This is a genomic window from Corynebacterium pacaense, from assembly GCF_900169525.1.
In the GTDB taxonomy this organism is placed as follows: Bacteria; Actinomycetota; Actinomycetes; order Mycobacteriales; family Mycobacteriaceae; genus Corynebacterium; species Corynebacterium pacaense.
In genome coordinates this window covers 1-7,716 of sequence record NZ_LT821233.1, presented here as the reverse complement: position 1 = coordinate 7,716, position 7,716 = coordinate 1, and the positions used below count along the sequence as shown (strand labels likewise).

Sequence of the window (7,716 nt, the reverse complement as noted above, 5' to 3'; positions counted from 1 at the left end):
ACCGCCGGTTGCACTCCGCACTGGCTCATCGCCCGCCGAAGGAAGTTCACCAGGAATGGCAGAAGTATCAGGCCTACGCGGCCTGATCGACAAGTAAATCACCCTCTACAAAACCCGGGGCTTGACAGTCCTCACCGGCAGTTACAGATACACCACGCTACGGGACACGACCCCGTAGAACTATATCCAGCAGGGCTAAACCAACCAGTCAACGCTAACGTTACTCAGCAAATCAGACTCCATCGTGGCTCACGCCCTCACTAACGTTCGGTTGTGCTGCCGCCCAAATCAAAGATTTGGTTGCCAACTAAAAACCTGAGACTCACTGCGGCACCCCTCCCCCAAGGACTACAGACAGTTCAAAAACTCTTTGAAGAGAATCCGCACAGACGCGAAAGAAAAGGGCCGCGGCTCGCGCAGCGTTCGAGGCTCTATGCCTCGGCTATCAGGCCTCGTTCACGCAATTCCGTAAGTCCTGCGCTCTCTGCCTCTTCGGTTGCCCTGACGGAAGCGTCCAGGGCGGAGACTAGGGCGCGTTACTGGCGGCCGTCAAGACCCTCCCACTCCTCGCGGAGCACAGCGACGATGCGCGCCATAGCAAGCTCGCTACCGCTGAGTGTGGCGTCATCAGGGTTAAAGAACGGTACGCCCGATTGTTGTAGCAGGTGGTCAATGTGCTCAGTCATAGTGCCAGTGTGGCACACACCCCGGACACGCACCTCTGCCCTCTGTCCTCGGTGGTCTACTTCACCTGTTCTAGGTAGCTATAGAATGTTGTGCGGCCAATGCCGAGCCGGCGGGCAACCTCAGCTTTCGGCACACCAGTGGCTACTAATTCCCTTGCTTCTGCCAGCTGCTCATCCGTGAGTGCTTTTGCCCGGCCTTTGTACACGCCGCGTGCTTTTGCCCTCGCAATGCCTTCCGCCTGGCGCTCGCGGATAATGGAACGCTCAAACTCCGCCACCGAGCCAAGGAGGCCGAGCATGAGTTTGGCGATGGGTGTTGAGGTCAAGGAGTAGGTTTGGCCCTCTTTGAGAAACTTCACGGACACTTCCCGGGCGGTGAGGTCATCGACCAGGCGGTGTAGGTCAATAAGGGAGCGTGCCAGCCGGTCCATGCTGGTGACTATGAGTTGGTCACCAGGGCGCAGGTAGTTAAGTGCCCCGGTAAGGCCGGGGCGGTGCGTGGACGAACCACTGGCAGTGTCCGTGAAATAGCGAAAGACTTTCTCTTTCTTCAACGCAGCTATTTGCCGCTCTAGGTTCTGGTCTTTGGAACTAACCCGCGCGTATCCGATTTTCTGCCCGGCTATCGCCTCCGGCTGTTCGGGAATGTCTAGGGGTAGCGGCGGTTCTGTTCCGTTAGTCATGAACCAACCCTACCGAACAGGCGGGACTAAGAAGAGTTGTAATTCTCAAAGTGTTCGATTGGGGTGTACCTCGATGCTGCAGTTGATACCTATTTGGAAGGGGAATGAGATCATGGCCATCTCTTTTACCAGGAACAAGGACACGAGCCCTCGGGTGACCCTGGATAATGTATCGCAGACGTACAAAACGGACGGCGGTGAAATCCTGGCGTTGCAGACGACGAATCTCAACGTTGAGCCCGGTGAGTTTGTGTGCATCGTCGGGCCCTCCGGTTGCGGAAAATCCACGCTCCTGAAAATGATCGCGGGTTTCATGCCACCGACGACCGGTGAGATCCTGCTCAACGGAAAAGAGGTGAAAAAGCCCGGACGCGATCGCGGCGTGGTTTTCCAGAGCGCCAACCTCTACCCATGGCGCAGCGTGAAGGAAAACGTAACCCTCTTCGGTGAGTTCCAGCACATGCCCAAGACGGAAAGGGAGGAAATCGCCGATCACTTCCTCGCAATGGTGGGACTTGAGGATTTCAAGGACCGTGCACCCTATGAACTCTCCGGAGGTATGCAGCAACGCTGCCAGATCGCTCGTGTTCTCGCCGCTGATCCGGAAATTATCCTCATGGATGAGCCCTTCGGTGCCCTCGACCCCATGACCCGTGAGGTGCTGCAGAAGGAACTTTTGCAGATATGGCGCGCCAAGAAGAGAACGGTCTTCTTCATTACCCACTCGGTGGAGGAAGCGGTGTTCCTGTCCACCCGCACACTCGTGATGAGTGCCCGGCCGGGCAAGATAATCCGGGACATGCACATCAGTATCGGTGACGGCAGTCTCAACGACGATGAAATGCGCAGACACCCTGATTTCCATAGACTTTGCAATGAGATTGAGGATGCCATCTACGAAGCCCAGGGAGTGACCACCCGTGCCTAGAACATCCATGGTTCCCTCCTCCCTGAGGAGCGGAGACACAACAAATCGTATGACCACCACTGCACACGCCTGGGCTGTACCGGGTTTCGCGCAGCCGCTGGTGGCCACCGACATCGAGCGACGAGAACTGCGACCGGACGATATTCGCATTGATATTGAGTACTGCGGAGTCTGCCACTCCGATATTCATGTCGCCACCGGAGACTGGGGGGAAAGGCGGTATCCGCTGGTTCCTGGCCATGAAATCATCGGCAGGGTGTCGGAGGTTGGATCCGCGGTCACCGACTTCCGGGTCGGTGAACGTGCAGGCGTCGGATGCATCATCGACTCCTGCGGACACTGCCATTGTTGCGGGCAGGGTGCGGAAAACTACTGTCTGACAGGTCCGATCAAGACCTACGGTGAGGACAACAGGTACGCGGACGGGGAATATACCCAGGGTGGCTACTCCACCTCCATCGTGGTGAAGGATAGCTTTGGGCTTCATGTCTGTGAATCAGTGGATCCGGCGGCTACGGCGCCCCTGCTGTGTGCCGGAATCACCACCTACTCCCCGCTGAAAAACTGGGGAGCTGGGCCGGGTACCAAGGTAGCGGTGATCGGCATGGGTGGACTCGGCCATGTTGCGGTGAAGATTGCCGCCGCGATGGGCTGTGAGGTTACGGTGTTCAGCCGCGGTGATTCGAAGAAGTCCGATGCGCTCGCCTTCGGGGCTAAGGATCTCATCGCCACCGGCACAGGAAACTTCGCCGAGGACCACCGCGGTAGCTTCGATATCATCCTCAACACCGTCTCAGCTGATCTGGATCTGGATACCTACATGCAGTGCCTGCGTCTGGACGGAGTGCTCGTGCAACTGGGCCTTCCGATGAAGCGGATGGGAGCGATGCCCAGGACCTTCACCCAGTTCCGCCGGAGTCTGGCGGGCTCCTTCATTGGCGGTATCTCCGAAACCCAGGAGATGCTCGATTTCTGCGCCGAACATGGCGTGGGGGCAGAGGTGGAGATCATCGATGCCGCAGGGATCAACGAGGCGTTCACGCGCACCCTGGCCTCAAAGGTGCGGTACCGCTTCGTCATCGACTGCTCGACAATCTAATCATAGGATGTGGGCTGTTGCTTTGCGACGCACCACCGTACACGTGTGCGGCGCAGCAGGCATCATCGCGGGAGCCGCTATACCTGTTCGGTGACCTTTCCGCGGTGTACCCTGTAGGCGATACCCAGGATGATGAACCAGATTGGTGTGAGGATGATACCCGTACGGGTATCGGGTTCCAGTGCGAGAATCACCAGCACGATGGCGAAGAACACGAGCACCGCCACGCACATGATCCGACCGAGCGGCATCTTGAACACTGACTTCTTATGCAGTTCCGGTTGCTTGCTCCGATACACCAGGTAGGAGCAGATGATCAGGCACCACACGAACATGAACAGTACGGAGGCGACGGTGGTGACCAGAGTGAAGGCCTCGATAATCGTGTCACTGGTGTAGAGCAGAACCAGGCCCGGCAGCAGACAGGTGCAGGAAAACAGCAGTCCTGCCGCGGGAACGCCACGAATGCTGAGTTTGGCGAATACCGGAGGAGCCTTGCGCACCCGCGCCAACCCGTAGAGCATTCTGGAGGTGGAGTAGATTCCGCTGTTGGCTGACGACGCCGCCGAGGAGAGCACCACAAAGTTCACTATGCTGGCAGCGGCACCGAAACCAGTCAGCGAAAGCATGGATACGAATGGAGACACCTCCGGGTTGATCTCACGCCAGGGGGTGACCGCCATGATCGCGACCAGGGCGAGAATGTAGAACAGTGCCACTCGGACCGGGATCGCATTGATGGCCCTGGGCAGGGTCTTCTCGGGGTTCTCGGTCTCCGCCGCAGCGGTGCCCACCAGTTCTATTCCGAGGAAGGCGAAGATGGCGAGCTGGAATCCCGCTATGAATCCCATGAAACCGGTGGCGAAGAAGCCCCCGTCATTTACCAGGTTGGACAAACTCGCGGTATGACCGGAGGGGGAGGTGAAGGATACGGCGACGAGGATCGCCGCGATGACGATGAGGCTGATGATGGCGACGATCTTGATAATGGCAAACCAGAACTCGATCTCGCCGAAGAGCTTGACTGTCATCAGGTTCAGCCCCAGCATGAGCACGATCAGCCCGACGCCACCGATCCATTTCGGCAGATCGGGCCACCAGTAGGCCAGGTAGGCCGAGATTGCAAGAATGTCGGCGATACCGATGACGATCCAGCAGAACCAGTAGGTCCATCCGGAAAAGAATCCCGCCCATTCCCCGAGTTGATCCTCGGCGATGTCACGGAAGGACTTGTAGCGCAGGTTGGCCAGCAGCATCTCTCCCATGGCACGCATAACGAAGAAGAGGAAGAATCCGATGATGCCGTAGACCAGGAGAATCGACGGACCTGCCAGGGAGATGGTCTTTCCCGAGCCCAGGAACAGGCCGGTGCCGATTGCCCCTCCGATGGCGATCATCTGCAGATGGCGGTTACTCAGCCCACGCTTGAGTTGCTGGGTTCCTTTCCCTGCTTCTTCGGGTGAGCGCTGTTGTTGATCGTTCATGTGGCGTCCTTTGCTCGAAGTGGGGAGATCAATCTCCGGGACCCGGTCCGGTGAGGGGTGGTCCGAACCTATGGCAGCTCACTTTAGACACAGAGTGGATGAAATGCGATCCAATTCACAGAAAATAATAGTGGAGATGGTAAATTCGGCAGCCCCGGGCGTTATGGGCGGATGATGGAATGCTCAAAAATCAGGCTGGTGTTGGTCGAGGCGACCTCCTCGCGGACGCTGATGGTCTGGGCCACCACATCTCGGAGCTCCTCGACGCCGCTGACGGCCAGGTGGACCAGGAAGTCCCGGTCGCCGGCGAGGAAATAGACACTTCTGGCCTGCGGCAGGGTTTCCAGAAAGGCGTGGAAGTTTGAGAGGTTCGACCGTGCATTGGCGTGCAGGCGGACCGTAATTAGTGCCTGAACGGTTGCTCCGGTTGCGCGTGGATCGATGTGGGCGTGTACTCCCAGGATTACACCGGAATCCATCAGTCGACGCATTCGCGAATGGCAGGTGGACGGTGCGATACCGACCTTGGTGGCGATCTCCTTGTTGTTCAGGCGCCCGTCACGTTCCAATTCGCGGAGGATCGCTCGGTCTATGGCGTCGAGGTTGGCCACGTTTTTCACGTTCCTAGATTCGGTTGAAGTGGTCTAATTTCGAACTATATACGGAAAACTGCGAAATTTTCGAAGAATCTGCGGTCTTTTGTGATCATGGTGTTCTTTCGGCCGCCACTCTCCCATAATCAAAACAATCAGTCGATGCTTGTGATGGAGGTTACAAAATGAAGAGTTCCATAGTTATCGGTGCCGGAATGGTGGGCCTGTCCACCGCCTGGCATCTTCAGGAACATGGTGTGGAGGTCACCGTCATCGATCAGGGAGGTGTCGCGGCAGGTTCCTCCTGGGGAAACGCGGGATGGCTGACCCCGGGTATGACAATGCCGCTCGCCGATACCAGCGTCTGGACCTATGGACCGGGCTCACTGGTCAACCCCAACGCGCCCCTGCACGTGCCATTCCGTCCCGACCCGAAGCTGTGGGAGTTCTTCGCGCGCTTCGTCAGCCACGGCACGCAGAAGGCCTGGGACCGCACGATGTCCGCACTGACTCCGATTGACAGGGTCGCCCTGGATGCCTTCGATGAGCTGACGGGAAATGGCGTCGATGCCTGGACCCGTGAGGGGCCGTTCGTCGTCGGGTTCGAGAAGGAGAAGCAGGTGGGTGGCTTCATCGAGGAGCTCAAGCATGTTGCTGCACATGGCCAGGAGGTGCCGCTTGAAAGGCTGAGCGATCCGCGCTCCCTGGTTCCGCAGCTCTCCGACAGTCTTGAAGCCGTTTATCGGTTGGATGGACAGAGATTCATCGAGCCCGGTCCCTTCGTGAGGGCGCTTGGCGACGCCGTCCGCGAGCGTGGCGCAACCTTCGCATTCGGCCTTCCGGTGACCAGCGTGGAGGTGGCTGGAAAGCCCACCGTGACCACGGCCCACGGTCAGCGCTACACCGCCGATTCCGTGGTCATTGCCACTGGGGCCTGGCTGCCACGTCTGGCGCGTCGCTTCGGTGTGCGCACCCTGGTGGAGGCGGGTCGCGGGTACTCATTCACGGTCGCATCCGAGCCTCCGATCGAGTATCCGGTCTACTTCCCGAGTCGTCGAATCGCCTGCACCCCCTACCAGGGTCGATTCCGTATCGCAGGGACGATGGAGTTCCGTGGGCCCGATGAGCCCCTGCAGGCCGGCCGAATCGATTCCATCATCCGCACCTCCCGTGGGCTTTTCACCGGTCTGGATCTGGATGCACGGGAGAATGAATGGGTGGGATCTCGTCCCGTCACCCCTGATGGTCTCCCACTCATCGGCGCCACCAATACGCCGGGTGTCTTCGTTGCAGGCGGCCACGGCATGTGGGGCATCGTCCTGGGCCCGGCGACAGGAAGGTTCCTGGCTGAGCAGATGCTCACCGGTCGGGTCGCACCCGAGATCGTGCCCTTCAATCCGCTGCGCTGAGCTTTGACGGTAAAACTCGAATCGCACTGTAATATATGGGGTTTCCGCACCGGCTACTCGCGCTGCTGATCCAGCGTGGGGAAACCGGTGATGATCTTTCCGTATTGCTTGGCGAAGGTTCCTGTCCGCGAGGTGCTCAGTGACTGTCCGATCAGAGATTCGGCGAGACCCACCGCCGCTGTCACCCCGTCGACAACCGGGGCTCCGAGAATCCCGGAGAGTTCGCGTGCCCGGCCCGCCATCCCGCCACATCCGAGACATATGACCTCCGCCCCGTTGTCCAGGGCCTCCCTGGATTGCGCGATGATGGCATGGTCAGTGGCACTCGGATCGGCCTCCAGTTCCAACACTGCCAAATCGGTGGCTGTGATCGAGGAGCACCGGTCGAGAAGGCCAGCAAGCCGAAGACGGTCCCGGATCATGGGAACTGTACGTTTGAGTGTGGTCACCACCGCGTACAGGTCCCCCAGCAGCATGGCGGTCATCGCGGCTGCCTCGGTGATATCCACAACGGGGCCGTCGACAAGTTCCTGCAGCGCTTCACGGCCCTGGTCGCCGTAACCCGCCAGGATCCAGGCGTCCACGGGCGGCCCCAATGTGCTCTGCGCCCGTACGGCCTCGATGACGCCCACCGCCGACAGCGCACCCTCCAGGTGGGATTCGACCGATTCCGGCCCCCTGGTCGGTGTGACTCCGATGATCCGGGTGTCCGGGGCCGCCACTGACTGCGCGGCCGCGGAGATGGTCGCGGTCATGGTGGTTGACGTGTTGACATTGACGACGGCGATGGTCGGCACGACTGAGGCCTTTCAGGGCGGTGGGCGTCATCGGGGC

Annotated in this window: 8 protein-coding genes; 3 read left to right on the top strand and 5 right to left on the bottom strand. The window is 59.3% G+C overall.

Annotation, left to right across the window (positions count from 1 at the left end; translation table 11 throughout):
- Positions 1–536 precede the first annotated feature (536 nt).
- Both B7E02_RS14245 and B7E02_RS00160 read right to left on the bottom strand, forming a co-directional pair.
- Positions 537–686: a hypothetical protein gene (locus B7E02_RS14245; RefSeq protein WP_179129612.1), complete on the bottom strand. Its 150-nt coding sequence runs from the start codon at positions 684–686 to the stop codon at positions 537–539.
- A 56-nt stretch (positions 687–742) separates the two neighbouring features.
- A complete protein-coding gene (locus B7E02_RS00160) occupies positions 743–1,369 on the bottom strand; it encodes a recombinase family protein (protein ID WP_080791582.1) in 627 nt (208 codons plus the stop codon).
- Between B7E02_RS00160 and B7E02_RS00155 the strand changes: the two genes are divergently transcribed.
- Positions 1,368–2,297, top strand: a complete 930-nt coding sequence (locus B7E02_RS00155; RefSeq protein WP_245802099.1) for an ABC transporter ATP-binding protein — start codon at positions 1,368–1,370, stop codon at positions 2,295–2,297. The two genes, B7E02_RS00160 and B7E02_RS00155, sit on opposite strands and share 2 nt — an antisense overlap.
- A 49-nt stretch (positions 2,298–2,346) precedes the next feature.
- A complete protein-coding gene (locus B7E02_RS00150; RefSeq protein ID WP_080791577.1) occupies positions 2,347–3,396 on the top strand; it encodes an NAD(P)-dependent alcohol dehydrogenase in 1,050 nt (349 codons plus the stop codon).
- Positions 3,397–3,473: 77 nt separating this feature from the next.
- Here the strand turns inward: B7E02_RS00150 and cycA are convergent, their stop codons facing one another.
- Both cycA and B7E02_RS00140 read right to left on the bottom strand, forming a co-directional pair.
- A complete protein-coding gene (gene cycA / locus B7E02_RS00145; RefSeq protein ID WP_080791574.1) occupies positions 3,474–4,880 on the bottom strand; it encodes a D-serine/D-alanine/glycine transporter in 1,407 nt (468 codons plus the stop codon).
- Between the two features lie 161 nt (positions 4,881–5,041).
- Positions 5,042–5,500, bottom strand: a complete 459-nt coding sequence (locus B7E02_RS00140) for an Lrp/AsnC family transcriptional regulator (protein WP_080791572.1) — start codon at positions 5,498–5,500, stop codon at positions 5,042–5,044.
- 158 nt (positions 5,501–5,658) lie between these two features.
- On the opposite strand from B7E02_RS00140, the gene B7E02_RS00135 reads away from it, so the two are divergent.
- Positions 5,659–6,882 (top strand): NAD(P)/FAD-dependent oxidoreductase, encoded by a 1,224-nt coding sequence (locus tag B7E02_RS00135; RefSeq protein ID WP_080791570.1) that lies wholly within the window; start codon positions 5,659–5,661, stop codon positions 6,880–6,882.
- Between the two features lie 53 nt (positions 6,883–6,935).
- Here B7E02_RS00135 and B7E02_RS00130 read toward each other — a convergent pair whose 3' ends face one another.
- A complete protein-coding gene (locus B7E02_RS00130) occupies positions 6,936–7,679 on the bottom strand; it encodes an aspartate/glutamate racemase family protein (RefSeq protein ID WP_281248207.1) in 744 nt (247 codons plus the stop codon).
- Between the last annotated feature and the right edge of the window lie 37 nt (positions 7,680–7,716).